Origin of the sequence: Pseudarthrobacter sp. C1 (assembly GCF_034720455.1) — a bacterium.
In the GTDB taxonomy this organism is placed as follows: domain Bacteria; phylum Actinomycetota; class Actinomycetes; order Actinomycetales; family Micrococcaceae; genus Arthrobacter.
In genome coordinates this window covers 1-16,378 of record NZ_JAYESK010000013.1, presented here as the reverse complement: position 1 = coordinate 16,378, position 16,378 = coordinate 1, and the positions used below count along the sequence as shown (strand labels likewise).

Sequence of the window (16,378 nt, the reverse complement as noted above, 5' to 3'; positions counted from 1 at the left end):
CATGGGGAAGAGCGGAAAGTTCGCGGTTATTTCCGGTGTTGTTGCGGCCGGCCTGCTGGTGCTGACCGGGATGACGCTCGCCGAGCCGGTGTTCATTGCGTTCCTGGGTGTCCTGGCGCTGGCGTGCCTGGCCTGCATGACGGAGATCCTGAACCGGGGGCGGCGCCTTGCCCTGCTCGTGGCCGGCGCGGGCACCAGCCTCACCATCGGCTTTTCCCTCGCCTTCGTCAGCACGTGGGAACTGGCTTTCGCCGGCCAGTCCTCGTTCGTCGGTACGCCGTTGCCCACTGACGACCCCGACAACTACTTTTTCGGCGCTGCCACTGCAGCCGTGGTTACCCTGCTCGTGCTGTTCCTCGGTGCGGCCTGGCCCCGCGGGCGCCGGCTGCACGCGCTGTCGCGGAAAGGCACGGCTGGACGGGGTACGGCTGGACGGGGCCCCGGCAGAAAGGGCACGGCAACAAAGGGCACGGCAACAAAGGGCACGGCAACAAAGGGCACGGCAGGCAGGAACACAACAAGCAGGGGCACGGCCGGCAGGGACGCTTCCGTGCAGGGACGGACGGCGGCGGGCAGGCCGGCCGCCAAGGGAACAGCCCAGCGCAAACCGGCCCAGCAGGCAGGGGGCCTCCGCGCGCCCGCGCGGGTGCCTTCAAGCGCAGCCAACCGGCCGTCGTCGTCCGCTTCCCCTGCCAGGACGCCGCCGAAAACGGGGGCCAAAACCACGCCGCGCCGGTAACTCCTGCCGGCCCGGCAGGATGGGCGCCAGGTTAGTGGGCCCGGGGAACCTTGAACTTGGTGATGCGGGCGTCCTGTCCGTCCAGTTCGGCCCAGGATTTCTCCGTCTCCAGGACGGTGAGGGCGTTGGTGGGGTACCGGGTGGCAGCGTCCATGTAGGCATGGTGGTCGGAATCCCGCGAGGCGAGGTGCATTGCCAGGTCCTGGACCCCCGGCAGGTGTGAAATCACCATCAATGTGGTCACGGTGTCCGGAACGTGGTTGATGACCGTCAGCATCCGAAGTGCTGAGGCAGCGTACAGCCCGTCCTCAAGCTTGGGGGTGGGCGCTTTGTCCCCCAGCTCCGAGCACACCCAGGTGCAGGTCTGCCTGGTCCGCAGGGCACTGGAGCAGAGGATGAAGTCCGGGACGATATCGTGCTTGAGCAGCCAGCGGCCGGCCAGGGGCGCCTCCCGGTGGCCGCGCTCCTCCAGCGGACGCTCGTGGTCGGCCACCCCGCCCGGCCAGTCGGCCTTGGCATGGCGCATGATCACAAGCCGTCGAAGATGGTGCCCACTCATGGCCCTAGCCTATAGCCCGCCGCCCAAGCCAGGCACGGAGGGCACATACGCAGAGAGCGCGGCCTTGAGGTTAGTGCTAGATCGAGTATTCCGGAGCGGCCCAGACAACCACTTCGGGGTGCTCGTAGAACCGGTACCCCTGGCCGCGGACGGTGCGCACGGTGTTGGCGAGGCGGCCCAGCTTGGAGCGCAGCCGGCGGATGTGGACGTCGATGGTGCGCTCGTTGGGGACCTCTTCGGCGTTGCGCCAGAGGCCTTCCAGGAGCTCATCGCGGCCCACGGTGCGGGTTCCGTTCTCCACAAGGTAGTTCAGGAGCTCGAACTCCTTGAACGTCAGGTTGAGGGACTCGCCGTCCAGGTGGACTTCGCGGCGGGCGAGGTCGATCAGGACACCGGACGGGCGCGGCTCCTGGGCCTGCGCGGGACGCGCGGCGTCAGTGCGCGGGCGGGTGTTGACGGTGGGGTCACCGAACGTGGAACGGACGACGTCGAGCGCGGAACCGGGAGTGCCTGCGGGGGCCACGGCGACGGCTGCGTAGCTTTCGGCCCCGGACACCAGGGACTGGGCGTAGGCGCGGATTTCCTGGGCCAGCTTGGCGATGGAGGTCCCGGCGGCCGCCGCGGTTTCCTCGTCGATGCCCATGTAGAGCACGAATCCGCGGGCGACGTTGTCATTGGCGACAGGCCGGACAGCAGCCGGACCGGCGACTACGGGAGTGGGGGCCGTCATCGGTGCCGCGTCGGCAGGCTGGACGGCACGGAGCTGCCCGTAGGAATTGGGGTTATAGCCCTGGGGCGCGTAGCCCTGGGCGGGAAAGTTGCTTCCGGAAGCAGAGGGAGCAAGGGCAGGGCGGGGGCCGAAGCCGGGGCGGAGGCCGGTCTGCTGGCCCGCCTTGGCGGCGTTACGGACAGAGATGTGGACGTATCCGGATGCAACTGACATAAGTGCTTACCTCAATGTGAATGGCCGTCATCACGGCCCGAATGCTGGGTTTCCCCGCAATGCGAACTGGGGAGGGGCGCCCGACGCTGGGCTGGGGGCGAATGCCTAAGAACTTCGGAGGGTGGGAAGGTCAGGCGTGCATTCGACAACAGCGCATGTCGGCAGCAGCGGATGTGCTGGGCCAATATTCTGCGTATGCAGGTGCTGTTGAGTTCTTGTTCACATTGGAAGTGTGCAGCGTAACAATGCCAACTTGCAAGTAACAATGGACGCGATCGTCCGCATAATGAGACGAACTGGGCTAATGTGCTGCAAATCACGATTCTGGCGGAGCCATAAAAATAACGCTTGTTATCCCTTGGAGGCGTCCGATTCCGCCCCTAGGCAGAATTTTGTTCGACAGCATGGTGCTTCCCGTCGAAAATATTCAAGACTGGGACTGATAGGGAAATCCCACTCACCGCCTTGCTGGCGTGTCCAGCCGCCCGCGTTTTCGGACAAGAAATTTTCCAGGAAAACTGCCGCGCGACGGCAATCCCGCAGCAGCGGCCACGCAGGAGCAGCCGCATTTCCGGCATCCAGCTCGCTAGGCTGGGATTCACAGCTTGGTCACAGGAACGCCATAGCCGGGCTTAAACCAATAATCGGAAAGTTGTCCCATGGCCACGTCGCACTCCATGACAAACAACCTCCCCAAACTCACCCATCCGGACGGCTCCCCCATCAGGGCCCTCGTCGTGGATGACGAACCCAGCCTCTCTGAACTCATGAGCATGGGGCTGCGCATGGCGGGCTGGTCCGTGGCAGTAGCTGCCGACGGCCCGGAAGCGGTGAAGCTGGCCAAGGACTTCCGCCCCGACGTCCTGGTATTGGACGTCATGATTCCAGGGTTCGACGGCGTCGAGGTCCTGAACAGGATCCGCGCTTTCGCACCCGAGGTTCCCGCGCTTTTCCTGACCGCCAAAGACGCGGTCCAGGACAGGATCGTGGGCCTCGCTGCCGGCGGCGACGACTATGTGACCAAACCCTTCAGCATGGAGGAAGTCCTGCTGCGGCTGCACCGGCTGGTCCAGCGCTCCGGAGTTGCCGCCATGGACACTGCGGAACTGGTAGTGGGAGACCTTGTGCTCAACGTCGACACCCGGGAGGTGACCCGCGCGGGCGAGGAGCTCCAGCTGACGGCCACCCAGTTCGAGCTGCTGCGCTACCTCATGGAGAACCCAAAGCGCGTCATCAGCAAGGCCCAGATCCTGGACCGGGTGTGGAACTACGACTTCGGCGGGCAGGCAAACATCGTGGAACTCTACATCTCCTACCTGCGCAAGAAAGTGGACGCCGTGCACCCGCCCATGATCCACACCGTGCGGGGCGCCGGGTACGTCATCAAGCCGGCGGAGTAGGCGCGCCATGACCTCCGTGCACACCGCGGAGCCGCAGCCCCGGAGCTGGCTCAAACCCGCCACCTGGCACTTGCGCACACGCCTTATCCTGCTGGCCATGGCGCTGTTGATCGCCATCTGCGGTGCGGTGGGCGTAGCCAGCTACGCCTCGATGGACTCCTTCCTCACCCGCCAGCTGGACGAGCAACTGAGCCAGGCCGCAGCCCGCTCCAACGATCCCGGCCGGCCTCCCTCCGGCGGCTTCAACGGCAGGGACCCCCTGGATTCCCGCGGACAAAGCGTGGGAACACTGAACGCCCGCATCCTCAACGGCCAGGTCAACAGCGCCGGCTTCCTGGCCCCGGACACTACGCGCTCTGCGCTGTCCTCCGAGGACAAGCAGGTCCTGCTCGCACTGGCCACCGATGCCCGGCCCGTTGACCGCACGCTCTCAAACGGTGACTACCGGCTGATTGCGGTCAAGACCAGTTTCGGCGACGTCCTGGTCACAGGGCTCCCCCTGGCCGCCAAGGAGAGCACGCTGACGTCCCTGGTGTGGACCTTCGTGTTCGTCTCGCTGGGCGGGTTGCTCCTGATCGGGCTGGTGGGCACGGTCCTGATCCGCCGCACCATGAAGCCCCTTGAACAGCTCTCCGAGGTGGCCACCCGGGTTTCGCAGCTGCCCCTGGACGCCGGCGAGGTGGCACTCGCCGTTCGCGTCCCGCCGTCGAACTCCAACCCTGGAACTGAGGTGGGCAGCGTGGGGCACGCGCTGAACCTCATGCTGGACAACGTTGCGAATGCGCTGCAGGCGCGGCAGAAGAGCGAGACCAAGGTCCGGCAGTTCGTGGCTGACGCCTCCCATGAGCTGCGCACGCCGCTGACCGCCATCCGCGGCTACACCGAACTGATGAGAATGACGGAAAACTTCACTCCGGACGGGGAGAAGTCGCTGGCACGGGTGCAAAGCCAGTCGGAACGGATGACCGCTTTGGTGGAGGATCTCCTGCTGCTCGCGCGGCTCGACGAGGGCCAGCCGCTGAAGCTTGCCGAGGTGGACCTGACCCAGCTGGTGGTGGAAGGCGTCAGCGATGAGAAGGTCATGGCGCCAGGGCACACCTGGCGGCTGGAGCTCCCCGACGAGCCGGTGGTGGTGAACGGGGATCCGTCCCAGCTGCGGCAGGTGCTGATGAACCTGCTCTCCAACGCCCGCAAGCACACCCCTCCGGGAACCACGGTGGTAACGGGGGTGGAGAAAACGCCGGAGGGCGCCGCAGTGGTGACCGTAACGGACGACGGCGGCGGCATACCGCCGGAGTTCGTGGACCAGGTCTTCGCCCGGTTTGCCCGCGCAGACGCGGCACGTGCGGGGACCAGCGCGCCCGGCGCGTCCGCCGCTGAAGGAACCAGCGGTTTGGGCTTGTCCATCGTCGAGTCCATTGTTGAGGCCCACGGCGGACGGGTAACGGTGACGTCGCAACCCGGCCGCACGCAGTTCGCCCTGCGGATACCCCTCATGCGGGGAATGGCACAAGGCGGCGCGCCGTCATCGTGACCTCCGTTACCAAAATGTGACTTATGCGCTGAACTCCTGTACCGTCGAATGGGTGCGGTCCCCGTTCGGGCCGCATATCCCGGGTTGACGCCAAGCTCTGCCACTTCCCGGATTCCTCTTGAACAACGGCAGAGGCGGGGGACCCACCGTCCCGGGCACTGACTGCCCTTGGGGTTAAGCCTGCACGTGTTTTTTCCGTGCGGCCGGATGCCCTCATCCGAACCCGACAGCTAACTCCGCAGGTGTGAGAGGCGATCTATTATGTCCAAGTTCCTTGTAAAACCACGCCCGAATTCAGGCACGGATGCACGCTCCACGCGTGCAGCAGGCAAATTCCCCTCCGTCGGCCGGCGCGCCGGGCTGCTGGCAGCATCCTGCGCCCTACTTGTTGGAGTTGGCGCTGCGGGCCAGGCCACCGACACGGGTGCCCGCGTGGCAGCCACCGGGGCGCAGGCTTCGGAGTCCCATTCCAAGCTGAGCATGGAGCAGAGCGAAATCCGGGCCAACCCTGCGCCTGAGCCCGCAGCCGAGCAGATCAACGTTGTCCCGCAGGCAGCCGAACCTGCTCCCGTTGCCGAGCCCGCACCGGCTCCTGCGCCGGAACCCGCTCCGGCCCCGGCACCCGAGCCCGCACCCGTCGTCGCGGTTAATGATCCCGCAGGCGCCCAGGCGTACGCCGCAGGCCAGCTGGCTTCCTATGGCTGGGCTCCGGACCAGATGCAGTGCCTGCAGACCCTCTGGACCAAGGAATCGGACTGGACCACCACGGCCACCAACCCGAGCAGCGGCGCCTACGGCATCGTCCAGTCCCTGCCGGCTGAGAAGATGGCCAGCGCCGGAGCCGACTACCTCACCAACTACCGCACGCAGATTAACTGGGGCCTGAACTACATCCAGGAGCGCTACCAGTCGCCGTGTGGTGCACTGAACTTCCACTTGTCGAACAACTGGTACTAGGCGGGATGCAGTAACCTACTTCTGCTGCTCCCCCGCGTCCCGGCCGGGGATGTACTGGACGGCCCACCGGTTCCCGTCCGGATCCGCGAAGTACACAAAATGGCCCCAGTCCTGCACGTCCACTTCGCTCACGTCCACCCCGTTGCCCTTCAGGTGCTCGTAGGCAGCCTGGATGTCGCTGACCACGAGCTGGAGGTTCGAGCCGGTACCCGGAGGCGCGTCCGTGAGCCCTTCCCCGATGCAGATGGAGCAGGCCGAGCCGGGAGGAGTCAGCTGGACAAAGCGGATGGAGTCCGTGGGCCGCTGATCGAAATCGGCATTGAACCCCACCTTGTTGACGTAGAAATCCTTGGCCCGGTCCACGTCGGACACAGGGACAAACACCAGTTCCAGTTTCCAGTCCATCCGCACAGGCTAGCCCTGCGGCCGGGAACAGGAAAGGCCTGGCTTTAGCCTGCGATGTCCTTAGCCTGCGATGCCGTACAGCCGGTCGCCTGCGTCGCCGAGGCCAGGAACGATGTAGGACTTCTCGTTGAGCCTTTCGTCGATGGAGGCCAGCACGATGGTGACGTTGGCGCCGGAGAGTTCTTCCTCCAGCTTCGCCAGTCCTTCCGGAGCAGCAAGCAGGCAGATGCAGGTGACATCAGAGGCGCCGCGCTTGAACAGGAACTTGATGGCTTCGCGCAGCGTCCCGCCGGTGGCCAGCATGGGGTCCAGGACGAAGATCTGCCGGTCGGTAAGGTCCTCAGGCAGGCGCTCGGCGTACGTGATGATGTCCAGGGTTTCCTCGTCACGGGCCATGCCGAGGAAGCCCACTTCAGCGGTGGGGACGAGCTTGGTCATGCCCTCGAGCATTCCAAGGCCCGCGCGCAGGATGGGCACCACCAGCGGGGTGGGCTTGGTGAACGCCGTGCCCACGGTGGTGCTGACGGGCGTTTCGATGGTGACGGGCTCGGTGCGGACCTCGCGCGTTGCCTCGTAGGCGAGGAGCGTCACCAGCTCCTCCGTCAGCTGCCGGAAGACCGGGGACGGAGTGTTTTTGTCGCGGAGGACAGTGAGCTTATGGGCGACCAGCGGGTGGTCCACAACGAGAGTGCGCATTGGTCAAAACTATCACCCGGCCGCCGGCCCCCTCCCCGGCACTTCGCCGCTGGCCTCCGGCTCCCCGGTGTGGTCCTCGCGGAGGACGGGGTGTTCAAACGTGGGCGCAGGGCCCGCGTGCTCGCGGCGGCGTATCAGGTGGAACAGCCGGTGGGCGAGGATCACCATGGACACCCACGCAAGGCCAAGGAACCAGCCGGCCATCACATCGGTCAACCAATGGTGTCCCAGGAAAACCCTGCTCAGGCCCATGGCGATGATGAAGATGGCTCCGGCCGTTATCGCGGCGATCCTAGCCCACAGGATTTGGAACTGGAGGCACATCAGATAGACCAGGACGCCTATCACCACAGTTGTGTTCAGCGTGTGTCCGCTCGGGAAGGACGGTGTGGTCTCATAGGGCGGCACCGCCTCCGAATGGTCCGGACGGGTCCTGCCGACCAGTCGCTTGCCGAGGGTGGTGGCAGTTGTGGAAACGAGGGCAGCGCCGCCCACCAGGACGATGGGCCGCCACGTCCTGCTCAGTAATGTCAGCCACGCGGTGAGGATGCTGGCGAGAATGGGCATGCCGATCCCCCCGCCCACGTTGGTAAAGCCGGTGGCGAAGGCGTCCACCTCGGGATTCCGCAGCGACTGGGAGTATTCCAGCGCGGGAATATCCAGGCTGGCCAGCCCCTCCTCGTCCACTACATTCGCGTATACCTCCGCACCGAGCAGGGCCAAGGTGACCACCAGTGTTCCGCCGATGATCAGGGTCAGCCACAAGGCGGCATAGGGCTTGATCCACTTGTCCATGCGGTCTCGGACGGTGCTCACTGTGCCTCCCGGCGTCTGGGGCGTCACGGGCTCGGGTTATCCCACGAAACTATCATTGAGCCATGGTCTCCGCAGATAAAAAACACGACGCGTGGATGGGCCTTGCCCTGGCCGAGGCCCGCCGCGCCCTTGCTACGGAGGATGTGCCGATTGGTGCGGTGGTCATAGGGCCCGACGGCGCCGTGCTGGGTTCCGGCCGGAACCAGCGGGAGGAGCTTGGTGATCCCACCGCCCACGCCGAGATGGTTGCCATCCGGGAGGCGGCAGAACGGTTGCGCCAGCTTTCAGTGCTCGACGGCGGCAGCGGGGACGGCTGGCGGCTCGCCGACTGCACGCTGGTGGTGACCCTGGAGCCCTGCGCCATGTGCGCCGGCGCCATTGTCCTGGCCCGGATTCCGCGGGTGGTCTTCGGGGCTTGGGATGAAAAAGCGGGGGCGGCAGGATCCGTGTTCGACGTGCTCCGCGAGCGCCGCCTGAATCATTGGGTTGAGGTTTATCCCGGGGTGCGCGAGGCGGAGTGTGCCGGGCTGCTGCGTGATTTCTTCGCCGGGCACCGGCTCTAACTTCTGATGGCGTCCAGCACCACGGCCGCTGTCCGGTCCCAACCCGGCAGCGTGCTCCTCGCCTGAACCGCCCTTTCGCGCCAGGAAGCCCTGGTTGCGGTGTCCTCCAGCCAGCTGCGGAGGACCTGGGCCAGCAGGGCCGGGTTGGCGGGGTCGTCATCGGCAGGGAAGGCGACCTTCGCCCCGGGAAGCGGGCCGCCGTCGTCGTCCGTACCCGGTGCGCCCAGGCGCAAGGCCTCGACGGCGCCCGTCCCCTCGCGCACGATCACCGGGATACCGCGGGCGAGCGACTCGGTGACCACCATGCCGAAGGCCTCAGCGCGGGAGACCAGCAGGCTGAGGTCTGCCCGCAGCCATGCGTTTTCGAGCGCCTGTCCCGTCAGCTCGCCGGTGAGCCGGATCCGTCCGCCCAGGCCGTTCGCCTGAACGGCAGCGCGAACCTTGCCGGTGTATTCCGCGTCTGCCCGGTCCGAACCCACAAGGGCTGCCGTCCAGTCGAGGTCCTGCAGCAAGCCCAGTGCTCCAACCACAAGCAACTGGTCCTTGTTGGGCAGGAGCGCGGCCACGGTAACGATATGGGGCGGCGTGGATCCCGGGGCCAGCGGAGCCGGGTCGGTGCCGGGAAGGGCGACCTTCAACCCATGTAGGCCATGGCGTGCCGCCAGGACATTCCTGGCCCAGGTGCTGGTGCACAGCACCCCGGTGGCCGCACGCAGGGACCTTACCTCAAGTCCGTAGCGGGCGGGGGCAGGCATGTGGACCAGCACCCAGGTTTCCCGGCCGGCTTTGGCCGCGAATTCCAGCTCATCCGGCGCGCCCATGGCGATCAACCCATCCACGAGGATCACGGTGCCCTGCAGTCCTGCGTCCGGTTCCCAGGCGCCAAGCAGGCTGCCCAGCCGGCGCCGAGCGTGGGCATTGGCTTCCGGCCAGGAGCCGTCCACTGCGATCACCTCGACCTCTGTCCCCAAGGCCTCCAAGCCCTGCACCAGCCGCGCGTTGTAGACGTTCCCGCCGGAATGGTGATGGATGTTGCCAGGTACCAGCAGGCGGATGCGGGGCACGGGATCAGGCTGCTGGAGAGTCCGCTGCCGGGAGATCCAGCGAGTAGGTGGCCCAGGCATCCGGGTTCTCCCGCAGGGTGACGTCGATGCCCTCAAGACGGCCGCCGTCGTCGTCATTCTGCAGCTTTTCCGCAACTGAATGGGCAATGTATTCCGCGAGCGCCTCAGTGGTGCTGAGTTTGCCCGCAAAATCCGGATGCTCGTCCAGGTTGCGGTAGTTCAGGCCTGCCAGGACCTCCTCGATGATGGTGCCGGCGGCGCCGATGTCCAGCACGATCGCGTCCTTGTTGAGGGTCCGACGGCGGAAGGACACCTCGGCGACAAAAGTCGCCCCGTGCAGGGCCTGGGCCGGCCCGAACGCCTCACGGGGCAGGCTGTGGGCGATCATGAAGTGGCGGCGGACGGTCAGGCTGAACATGGGACTACCTCTGGTCTTCTCGGGTCTGGTGCGGGTCTTTGTTCTCGGGGTCTTTGTTCCCGCGGTCTTTGTTCCCGCGGTCCTTGTTCCCGCCGCCTTCGTCGGTGGGGTATTCGATGACGTGGCACAGGGCTTCAAGCTTCCCGTGGGCGAGGTCCTGCACCGTGCCGGGCAACTCGGCGAACCGCGAGGTACCGGTGAGGAAAGCATCGAAGACGGGGTCCTTCAGCAGCGAGACGGCGAGGTCCAGGCGGTCGGCGCTGGTCCTGCGGTGGCGGCGCGCACGCGCCACCACACCCACCTGGCTGGCCCGGATGGACAGCCGCCGGGCATGGAAGTCCTCCCCCAGCGGCAGGGTTACCTCGCGGTTGGCGTACCAGGACATCTCGATGACGTCCCCCTCGTCGCCCACGAGCTGCAGGCTCCGCTCCAGGCCTTCCTGGGATGCAGAGCAGTGGAAAACGATGTCGCAGTCGGCCAGGGCGTCATCCGGGCGGGCGAAGTCCACGCCCAGGGAGTCCGCCAGGTGCTTCCGGCCCGGATCCAGGTCCACCAGCTGCAAGCGCTGCAGCGGGAAGGTTCTCAGCAGGGTGGCAACCATGCCGCCCACCAGCCCGGCTCCCACCACCGCAATCCGGTCTCCCAGCCGCGGACCCGCCTCCCACAATGCGTTCACGGCGGTTTCCACCGTGCCGGTGAGCACTGCCCGGCGGGAGGGCACGTCATCAGGGATCTTCGTCAGTGAGCTGACCGGCACCACGTAGCGGTCCTGGTGGGGGTTAAGGCAGAAGACGCGCTGCCCCGCCCAGCCCTCCGGACCCTCCTCGACAACCCCGACGGAGAGGTACCCGAACTTCACCGGCCCGGGGAAGTGTCCCTCCTGGTGGGGTGCCCTCATCTCCTCGGCAACCCGGGGCGGAACAGCGCCTGCATGGACCACCATTTCCGTGCCTTTGCTGATCCCGGAGTACAGGGCGCGGACCAGGGCCTCGTCCGACCCGCGGGCAGGCAGCTCCTCGGGCCGGAGCTCGCCATGTTCCCTGGCTGTGGTCCAGTAGGCGGTTGCGTGCGTGCGACTGGATTGATGCGCTGGACTGGATTGATTAGTCATCTTGCTGATGAATCTAGCCGTCAACGTGCGCGCGGGAAAGCTGGCCGGCGGCAGTCCCCTTGTCCCGTCGCATCCTCCCCGTCGCTTCCTCCCCGTCGGGAGGCACAGTCCGGGCAGGCCTCACCATCACGATTGCGGAGAGGGCTTCGTTACGTGACGCCAGCGCTTGCCTGGCAGGCCATCTCCCACCAAACATCTTCGGGCAGCGGGTCCTTGGGCTGCTGGTACCCAGGCACGAACCAGTCAGGAAAAGTGTCCTCGGGGAACTCCTCCTTTGGATACAGGTCCTGGAGCGACCGGCCGGCCGCTGGAGGCCAAGCATCAGACAAGTCATCAGGCAGCGACACCCCCGAAAGGTTGTTGGGCGGCGACACCCCCGAAAGGTCGTTGGGCGGTGGCCACATCTCCGCACTGTCATCAAGCGCGCGGAGCCCTGCCGGCACAGCCCGTTCCGGCCAGTGGGGTGGTTCCCAGTCCTGGTGTTCGCTTGTGTAGTGGCGGCCGGTGGGTGAGGTCCAGCCGGGTGAGGTCCAGCCGGGTGGTGCGGTTGTGGTGGCGGGGGTGGGTTTCCAGCCGCTGGTGTGGCGGAGTTTGTGGTGTTTCGGGCAGGGCTGTCCGAGGTTCGAGACTCCTGTGGTGCCGCCGTTGTGCCAGGCGAGGAGGTGGTCGGCTTCGTTGTCGAGGGAGGGGTTGCTGCAGCCGGGGAAGGGGCATTTTCCGTCGCGCAGCCTGAGCCAGTTCCGCATGGCTTTGGTCACCCGGTAGCTGGTGCGGCCGATTTCCAGGGGCGCGCCGTCCCGCGGGTCCACCAGCACCCGGTAGAACGAATCCGCCCCGTCGGCGACGAGGTCCCGTGCCATCGAGGCGGGGATGGGGCCGGCCCCGTCCAGCACCGCCGGCTCGTCCGTCAAGCCCATCAGGGAAAACACGGGCACGGTGACCAGCACCTGTGGCCGAATCGACGACGACGGGCCGGGACCTGCCACCTCCGCGCCGCCGGAACTTCCCGTCTCACCGTGCCCGGCACTGGTTGCCTCGCTGTGCCCGGTAACCCGGGAGATGTTCCCGCCGCCCAGGAGCGCCTCGGCGAGATTGTCGGCCCTGAGCTGGGTCAGGGTGCGGGCCTCGTCCGGGCCCTGCATCCCCCGGGAAATGGCGGTCAGCCGGTTCCAGATCGCGGACGCCTGGTCCGCGGGCAGGTAGGCGGCCACCCAGGCCATCGCGTCGTTATCCGGCCAGTACTCCACGCGTCTATCCGCCAGGGACTTGGCGTGCCGCTTCGCCAGGCTCTCCGGATGGTGCCGTTCCCGCCACCCCCGGGCCTTGGCCCTGAACCGGTACGCGGGCATCTCCCCCACAGGGCACCCGCGGACCGCCCCCGGGGCGTCCGGGTCCAGGAAATGGGCCTCCAGGGCCGCCGCCCCGGACGGGCCAAGCCCGACGGTCTGGTCCACCATGGTCCGGGCATGCGCCCAGGAAATCGTCCCGCCCTGCAGGGCTGCCAGGGTCCGGGGCAGCGACGCGGTCAAGGCATGGGCTTCAGCGAGCAAAGCACCGGCGGCCCGGTCACCGATGGCCAGCGCACACCCGACCTCCGCCACCAGGCTCCGGTCCTGCGCCGTGGCCTCGTGAGGGGACCCGGGCGGAGGATTCATCGCCTTCGTCGCCCCGGCAAGGGCCGCCGCGGCCACTGCCTTCACCGCCGCCAACTTCGCTTCCGACCGCGCCACCCCACCCAGGACATCCAACGCCGCATCAGCAACCCGCTGCAACGGATCCTCAACGCCCCCGCCCCCGCCACGGCCATCGGAAACGGCAGGCCCGCCCGCGGCAAGGCCTCCGCCAGCCAGCGCAGCCATAAACGCAGCAACAGAAGCGTCAACCGCTTCCTCCCCCTGCACCACCGCCGCGTTCGATTCCATACCCCCATCATCGCGAGGGGGTCCGACATTATTAGGCCCTCAGCCCACCGCTGCGAAAAAGTTTTTGAATCTTCTTGGGGCCACCTCTGCCCGGGCGATAGCGGGCCAGGCGTGATCGGCCCCGTTTTGGGGATGGGCGCCTCGCTCCGGTACCCTATTGAGGTTGGTGACGTGTCCGAGCGGCCGAAGGTGCAACACTCGAAATGTTGTTTGGTGTAAAAGCCAACGTGGGTTCAAATCCCACCGTCACCGCCAAGTAGCAGGGCCCCGCTTCTCTTTGTGAAAGAGAAGCGGGGCCCTTTTGGTTTGTGGATCAGTTCCCGCTCCGGCGTCCTGCGTCGGGTACCCGGCACGGGGTTGGAGTCCGGTGAAGCAAATACATTGGAAAAGAAACCGAAAAGCACCCGCCGAATTGGGATTTCCTCACAAATTTTCCGTGTTCAGCGGTGGATACGATGGGCTGACCGGACAGAGCCGTCCGGCCAGATCGACCAGAAGGAACCCATGACTGCGGTGACGGTGGACGATATCCTTTCGGATCTCCCCTTGGGCTTTGGAAGCCTCATCCTCCGGCCGGCGGACGGCTCCGCGGTGGAACGTTTCCTGATCATGGACGCCGAGGATGAAAAGCTCGACGGCGACAGGGCGTTTGTCCTGCTGATTGGAGTCCGCGGACGGTCGGCTTTGCCCGCATTGCGCCGGCTGCTGCGGAACCCGCCGCCGGTGGTGGCCGTCAAGGGAAGCCGGCAGGAGCTGTCCGAAGCCGAAGAGTTGCTGCGCGACGCCGGTACCGGCCTGCTCCTGGTGGACCCCGCGGCCGACTGGGACCGCCTGCTGTCTATCGCGAAAGACAGGATCCAGCCGCCCAGCTATCAGAGCGAAGTCCTGACGCTGCTCGAAGAAGACCTGTTCGCGATCGCCCAGACCACTGCCCGGCTCACCTCCAGTCACGTGGTGATCGAGGACGCGGCCAACAAGGTTCTGGCGTATTCCACCGTTTCCAACGACATCGACGAGCTGCGCAAAGCCTCCATCCTGGCCAGGCGCGGGCCACGGAAATACGAGCTGCTGCTCAAGGACCTTGGAGCCTACCGTGAACTCCATGGCACCCGGTTCCCCGTGCGTGTACCTGCCAGGCCCCAGGACGGACTGCGCGAACGCGTAGCCATCACCCTTTTCGCCGGTAACAGGATCATGGGCTACATCTGGCTCCAGGAGACCGGCGACGGCTTCGGCCCGGACGTTGACCAGGTGTTGCAGGGTTCCGCTGCCCGTACCTCGGCTGAGCTGATCCGTTACCGCAACCAGCAATCCGTGCACATGCGGGAAGACCGCATTGCCCGGATCCTTTCAGGCCCCGCGGAGGCAGCAGCCAGCGCGCACAGCGAAAAGATCTCCGCTGACCGCCCGGCCGCGCTGATCCTGATCGGGATCTCCGATGTGGAAGCCGATGACGCCGCACTAAAGCACGGCGAGCTTGCCAACCTGGCTTCGATCCACGCCGCTGCCTACAAAGCTTCGGCAATCGTGGGGCAGTTCAAAGGCGACACCGCAGTGATTGTCCCCGGATTGCAGTCTGCAGCGGCGGAACCGGGACTCCGGGGCCTTGCAGAGTCCATCGTCCGGGATGCACGCAAGCACCTTGGCATCACCCCGTTTGCGGCCGTAGGCCCGGTGGCCCCGGACCTGCTCTCCATCCACTCGGTCACCCGGATGGCGGAAGCACTGTTGAGCTGCGTGGGAAGGTCCACAACGTCGTCAGTGGCCACCGTGGACGATTTTGAGGGAGAGATCCTTTTCCGCGAAGCAGTACAGAATTTCGCGTCTTCGGCTTTCCGCCACCGCAGCCTCTCGGCCCTCCTGTCTGAGGACGTGGAATTGGCCGAAACGCTGCGGGTGTACTTCGAAGCTTCCCTTGATGTTGCCGCATGCGCCCAGCGGATGAAGCTGCACAAAAACACCGTCTACTACCGCATCAGCAAGGTATCCAAAGTGACGGGACTGGACTTCGGCAACCCCCGGGACTCGCTGGTTGCCCTGCTGCACATCCAGGAATGGGCTGAAACATCCAATCGAAAAGCGGGCCGGAAATGACCGTAGCGATTGCGGCACCACCGCTCGGCCCCCTCCTCCACGACCTCGTGCGGAACCACCGGCCGCGGCGGGAGACAGGGTCTGTCCCGGCGAACATCCCGTTCCTTGCGGACGTTCCCTTCAACAAGTTCGGCATAGCCGTTGCCACCACTTCCGGCCAGGTCTTCAGCTCCGGCGACGCGGATGTCCCCTTCTCGATCCAGAGCATCTCCAAGGTGTTCACGCTGGCCATGGCCCTGCAGGGCGACACCACCGGAACGCTGTGGTCCCGGGTCCTGCGTGAACCGTCAGGGACCCCGTTCAACTCGCTGGTCCAACTGGAGGCGGAACACGGGATCCCGCGGAACCCCTTCATCAACGCCGGCGCTTTGGTGGTCACGGACCACCTGATGGAAGGAACATACGACGCCGCCGCTTGGGTATTGCGGTTCCTCACCGCACAAGCGGGCATCAGCGGGCCGTACATCGATGAAGCGGCGGCCGCCAGTGAGCTTTCGGGCAGCAGTCGCAACCTGGCGCTGGCGCATTTCCTGAAGGACTTCGGCAACCTGAAGCGACCGGCGGAAGCAGTGGTGGAGAACTACGTGCGCCACTGCTCCATCATGATGACCTGCGTTGAACTCGCCAAGGCGGGGCTTTTCCTGGCCGGGGAAGGCCGGGGAACGGCGGGACCCGTCCTGTCCCCGAGCGATGCCAAACGCGTTGGCTCCATCATGCTGACCTGCGGCATGTACGACGCTGCCGGAGAGTTCGCGTACCGCGTGGGCCTTCCTGGCAAAAGCGGTGTGGGTGGCGGCATTTTGGTCATCGTTCCCGGCGAGTGCTCCATCTGTGTGTGGAGTCCCCGGCTCGACGGCAAAGGCAATTCCCTTGCCGGCACTGCCGCCCTCGCCGACCTTTCCGACCGCACCGGCTGGTCAGTTTTCTGATCTGCGTTCCCCTTCCTGCCATGTGAAGGTATCTCCCCACAACTTTTCCCCACCCAGTCAGATCTTCCCCGGATCGAAAGGATCAACCATGCCCCACAACCCCAACGACGAGGTTGCAGCAGACCACATCATTGACGGCGGGCACGCCCATGCCTCCGAGACCGCCCTGCATGCCGAGGACAAGGGCTACCACAAGAACCTCAAGCCCCGGCAGATCCAGATGATCGC

Annotated in this window: 16 protein-coding genes, 1 tRNA gene and 1 riboswitch; of the genes, 8 read left to right on the top strand and 9 right to left on the bottom strand. The window is 66.0% G+C overall.

Annotated features, from left to right (window positions below):
* The first annotated feature begins 1 nt into the window (after position 1).
* On the top strand, positions 2-739 hold the full coding sequence (locus U7114_RS17545) for a hypothetical protein (RefSeq protein ID WP_323058080.1): 738 nt from the start codon (positions 2-4) through the stop codon (positions 737-739).
* 31 nt (positions 740-770) lie between these two features.
* Here the strand turns inward: U7114_RS17545 and U7114_RS17540 are convergent, their stop codons facing one another.
* Positions 771-1,298, bottom strand: a complete 528-nt coding sequence (locus U7114_RS17540) for a SixA phosphatase family protein (protein ID WP_323058079.1) — start codon at positions 1,296-1,298, stop codon at positions 771-773.
* Between the two features lie 76 nt (positions 1,299-1,374).
* A complete protein-coding gene (locus tag U7114_RS17535; RefSeq protein ID WP_323058078.1) occupies positions 1,375-2,241 on the bottom strand; it encodes a winged helix-turn-helix domain-containing protein in 867 nt (288 codons plus the stop codon).
* Between the two features lie 659 nt (positions 2,242-2,900).
* On the opposite strand from U7114_RS17535, the gene U7114_RS17530 reads away from it, so the two are divergent.
* The 3 genes from U7114_RS17530 to U7114_RS17520 all read left to right on the top strand — a co-directional run bounded on the left by U7114_RS17530 (position 2,901) and on the right by U7114_RS17520 (position 6,132).
* Positions 2,901-3,641: a response regulator transcription factor gene (locus U7114_RS17530; RefSeq protein ID WP_157239174.1), complete on the top strand. Its 741-nt coding sequence runs from the start codon at positions 2,901-2,903 to the stop codon at positions 3,639-3,641.
* A gap of 7 nt (positions 3,642-3,648) precedes the next feature.
* Positions 3,649-5,175: a HAMP domain-containing sensor histidine kinase gene (locus tag U7114_RS17525; RefSeq protein ID WP_323058077.1), complete on the top strand. Its 1,527-nt coding sequence runs from the start codon at positions 3,649-3,651 to the stop codon at positions 5,173-5,175.
* 95 nt (positions 5,176-5,270) lie between these two features.
* Positions 5,271-5,431: riboswitch (cyclic di-AMP (ydaO/yuaA leader) on the top strand.
* A 5-nt stretch (positions 5,432-5,436) separates the two neighbouring features.
* On the top strand, positions 5,437-6,132 hold the full coding sequence (locus U7114_RS17520) for a hypothetical protein (protein WP_157239177.1): 696 nt from the start codon (positions 5,437-5,439) through the stop codon (positions 6,130-6,132).
* Positions 6,133-6,147: 15 nt separating this feature from the next.
* Here U7114_RS17520 and U7114_RS17515 read toward each other — a convergent pair whose 3' ends face one another.
* The 3 genes from U7114_RS17515 to U7114_RS17505 are packed head-to-tail and all read right to left on the bottom strand — an operon-like array spanning position 6,148 to position 8,028.
* On the bottom strand, positions 6,148-6,537 hold the full coding sequence (locus U7114_RS17515; RefSeq protein WP_157239179.1) for a glyoxalase superfamily protein: 390 nt from the start codon (positions 6,535-6,537) through the stop codon (positions 6,148-6,150).
* Between the two features lie 60 nt (positions 6,538-6,597).
* Entirely contained in the window at positions 6,598-7,233 is a 636-nt protein-coding gene (gene upp / locus U7114_RS17510) for a uracil phosphoribosyltransferase (RefSeq protein WP_157239181.1), read from the bottom strand.
* A 12-nt stretch (positions 7,234-7,245) separates the two neighbouring features.
* Positions 7,246-8,028 carry a phosphatase PAP2 family protein gene (locus tag U7114_RS17505; protein ID WP_157242708.1) on the bottom strand — a complete coding sequence of 261 codons (783 nt, stop codon included), beginning with the start codon at positions 8,026-8,028 and terminating at the stop codon, positions 7,246-7,248.
* Between the two features lie 83 nt (positions 8,029-8,111).
* Between U7114_RS17505 and U7114_RS17500 the strand changes: the two genes are divergently transcribed.
* The gene (locus tag U7114_RS17500; RefSeq protein WP_157239183.1) at positions 8,112-8,612 is read left to right on the top strand and encodes a nucleoside deaminase; all 501 of its coding nucleotides are present in this window, start codon (positions 8,112-8,114) and stop codon (positions 8,610-8,612) included.
* Here U7114_RS17500 and U7114_RS17495 read toward each other — a convergent pair.
* The 4 genes from U7114_RS17495 to U7114_RS17480 all read right to left on the bottom strand — a co-directional run bounded on the left by U7114_RS17495 (position 8,609) and on the right by U7114_RS17480 (position 13,127).
* Positions 8,609-9,676, bottom strand: coding sequence for a glycosyltransferase family 4 protein (locus tag U7114_RS17495; protein ID WP_323058076.1), 1,068 nt, complete (start codon positions 9,674-9,676; stop codon positions 8,609-8,611). The genes U7114_RS17500 and U7114_RS17495 overlap by 4 nt on opposite strands.
* A gap of 4 nt (positions 9,677-9,680) precedes the next feature.
* Entirely contained in the window at positions 9,681-10,094 is a 414-nt protein-coding gene (locus U7114_RS17490; RefSeq protein WP_323058075.1) for a 6-carboxytetrahydropterin synthase, read from the bottom strand.
* Between the two features lie 4 nt (positions 10,095-10,098).
* Positions 10,099-11,205: a zinc-binding alcohol dehydrogenase gene (locus U7114_RS17485; protein ID WP_323058074.1), complete on the bottom strand. Its 1,107-nt coding sequence runs from the start codon at positions 11,203-11,205 to the stop codon at positions 10,099-10,101.
* Between the two features lie 149 nt (positions 11,206-11,354).
* On the bottom strand, positions 11,355-13,127 hold the full coding sequence (locus U7114_RS17480; RefSeq protein ID WP_323058073.1) for an HNH endonuclease signature motif containing protein: 1,773 nt from the start codon (positions 13,125-13,127) through the stop codon (positions 11,355-11,357).
* A gap of 165 nt (positions 13,128-13,292) precedes the next feature.
* On the opposite strand from U7114_RS17480, the gene U7114_RS17475 reads away from it, so the two are divergent.
* From U7114_RS17475 to U7114_RS17465, 3 genes are all read left to right on the top strand, one after another.
* Positions 13,293-13,382: transfer RNA gene (locus U7114_RS17475), tRNA-Ser, on the top strand.
* Positions 13,383-13,631: 249 nt separating this feature from the next.
* Positions 13,632-15,221, top strand: coding sequence for a PucR family transcriptional regulator (locus U7114_RS17470; RefSeq protein ID WP_157239188.1), 1,590 nt, complete (start codon positions 13,632-13,634; stop codon positions 15,219-15,221).
* The gene (locus tag U7114_RS17465; protein ID WP_323058072.1) at positions 15,218-16,150 is read left to right on the top strand and encodes a glutaminase; all 933 of its coding nucleotides are present in this window, start codon (positions 15,218-15,220) and stop codon (positions 16,148-16,150) included. Before U7114_RS17470 ends, U7114_RS17465 begins: the two co-directional genes overlap by 4 nt.
* The last annotated feature ends 228 nt before the right edge of the window (positions 16,151-16,378 follow it).

Bases quoted from the DNA above. Each gene is read 5' to 3' on its own strand.
- U7114_RS17525 (WP_323058077.1), top strand. From the start codon at position 3,649: ATGACCTCCGTGCACACCGCGGAGCCGCAGCCCCGGAGCTGGCTCAAA.
- U7114_RS17520 (WP_157239177.1), top strand. From the start codon at position 5,437: ATGTCCAAGTTCCTTGTAAAACCACGCCCGAATTCAGGCACGGATGCA.
- U7114_RS17480 (WP_323058073.1), bottom strand. From the start codon at position 13,127: ATGGAATCGAACGCGGCGGTGGTGCAGGGGGAGGAAGCGGTTGACGCT.
- U7114_RS17465 (WP_323058072.1), top strand. From the start codon at position 15,218: ATGACCGTAGCGATTGCGGCACCACCGCTCGGCCCCCTCCTCCACGAC.
- U7114_RS17470 (WP_157239188.1), top strand. From the start codon at position 13,632: ATGACTGCGGTGACGGTGGACGATATCCTTTCGGATCTCCCCTTGGGC.
- U7114_RS17535 (WP_323058078.1), bottom strand. From the start codon at position 2,241: ATGTCAGTTGCATCCGGATACGTCCACATCTCTGTCCGTAACGCCGCC.
- U7114_RS17515 (WP_157239179.1), bottom strand. From the start codon at position 6,537: ATGGACTGGAAACTGGAACTGGTGTTTGTCCCTGTGTCCGACGTGGAC.
- upp (WP_157239181.1), bottom strand. From the start codon at position 7,233: ATGCGCACTCTCGTTGTGGACCACCCGCTGGTCGCCCATAAGCTCACT.
- U7114_RS17545 (WP_323058080.1), top strand. From the start codon at position 2: ATGGGGAAGAGCGGAAAGTTCGCGGTTATTTCCGGTGTTGTTGCGGCC.
- U7114_RS17490 (WP_323058075.1), bottom strand. From the start codon at position 10,094: ATGTTCAGCCTGACCGTCCGCCGCCACTTCATGATCGCCCACAGCCTG.
- U7114_RS17505 (WP_157242708.1), bottom strand. From the start codon at position 8,028: ATGGACAAGTGGATCAAGCCCTATGCCGCCTTGTGGCTGACCCTGATC.
- U7114_RS17540 (WP_323058079.1), bottom strand. From the start codon at position 1,298: ATGAGTGGGCACCATCTTCGACGGCTTGTGATCATGCGCCATGCCAAG.
- U7114_RS17485 (WP_323058074.1), bottom strand. From the start codon at position 11,205: ATGACTAATCAATCCAGTCCAGCGCATCAATCCAGTCGCACGCACGCA.
- U7114_RS17500 (WP_157239183.1), top strand. From the start codon at position 8,112: ATGGTCTCCGCAGATAAAAAACACGACGCGTGGATGGGCCTTGCCCTG.
- U7114_RS17530 (WP_157239174.1), top strand. From the start codon at position 2,901: ATGGCCACGTCGCACTCCATGACAAACAACCTCCCCAAACTCACCCAT.